Here is a 1314-nt window from a genome sequence, read left to right on the forward strand (position 1 = left end):
CGGTTATCTACGCGTCATGTTCACCGTTGAAGACATTGACGAAATGGTATCCAGACTCACTAAGTATGGTGCTCAGCTCGTTGGCGAAGTGGTTCAGTACGAGGACTCGTATCGTCTCTGCTACATTCGTGGAAATGAAGGACTTCTAATCGGTTTGGCGGAACAACTCGGTAATAAATAAGTGATGTTTAAAAGAAGACTTAACTGAAATATACATTACTAGAGTAAAAATAGAAACAGAAAAGCAGTGTGAAAGTATCTCGAAGAAGTCGGGTGAATCATATAAACACCGCATTCACGCTCCGGGTCTGGGCGACCCTCGGTCCCGGAAACAAGGAACGAGGAAGTAATTGCCGGGACACATCCGCACCGACTAACCGCATCGCGGCCGGCAGCAAGCTGCCTTAACTCGGTGGGACTTCGTGATGCATGAACTTTAACGGAAATCAATGCAAAACCAAATTAAAGGGACTCAACTAACGGGTACGATAGTCCAATAAGAACAAGACGGTAGCCGTCCACAAGCTCGGTTGCCTTTTTTGGTTGAAGTAAAGGACAGATTAGGGCAATTAGGTGATGAATAAAAACGTTTTATAAAGAGGGTTTTAAACATGGAGGTGGATACTATCTTTGCGTTTGTTACTCTTGTGGGAATCTTTTTAATACCTATTATTTCTTTTGTGTTCATGTACATTCTATTAGAAAAATACAACACAGTGAATAGGATTGTTGCTTCTATTTGTTTCGCAGTAATTGTATGGACTCTAATATGCTCAATTCTTTTATATCAAGGTCTTATTGCAGCATAAGTAGTTAAATATACACTGAGTTTTTTCAGTTAACGGGACACGTTAGTTGAACAAATAAGGGGCAGTTTGCTGCGGCAGCTGCTCCCTTTCTTTGTTAAGCTAACGGGCAGATTAATATAACATCTCTTTGCTCTTGAAATTCCTACATATGATATGATGGAATCGCTTTTTTATGTTGAAAAATGATCAATTTAGAGGGACTGGTCATATGGATTTTGAAATTGTAGCTGGAGAACGCATAGGAATTTTTCATTTAGGATCGACTTTGGAACAATTAAAAGTATGCCTGAAAAATCATTATAAGATTGAATTGAGAGAAGATTGCTTAGTAGTTAAGTCAGATAACTTATGGTTCTGGCTAGATGTTAAAACAAATGTCATATATCTAATAATGGCTCTTAATAGCTTCAATGGGAAGTTTTTAGGCGAAATTGGTATAGGCGATACTTTATCTGATGTTGAATTTCGGATTGGAAAGTGGAAACAAGAATATGATGTATACGAA

General features: G+C 38.6%; 2 protein-coding genes. One reads left to right on the forward strand and one right to left on the reverse strand.

Annotation, left to right across the window (positions count from 1 at the left end):
* Positions 1–59: 59 nt before the first annotated feature.
* Positions 60–179 carry a DUF6129 family protein gene (locus AC1DWN_RS33845; protein WP_477563203.1) on the reverse strand — a complete coding sequence of 40 codons (120 nt, stop codon included), beginning with the start codon at positions 177–179 and terminating at the stop codon, positions 60–62.
* 802 nt (positions 180–981) lie between these two features.
* Between AC1DWN_RS33845 and AC1DWN_RS33850 the strand changes: the two genes are divergently transcribed.
* The coding region (locus AC1DWN_RS33850; protein ID WP_477563202.1) for a hypothetical protein at positions 982–1314 on the forward strand (333 nt) is incomplete at its 3' end.

It is taken from the genome of Paenibacillus sp. P4_A7 (assembly GCF_056402455.1).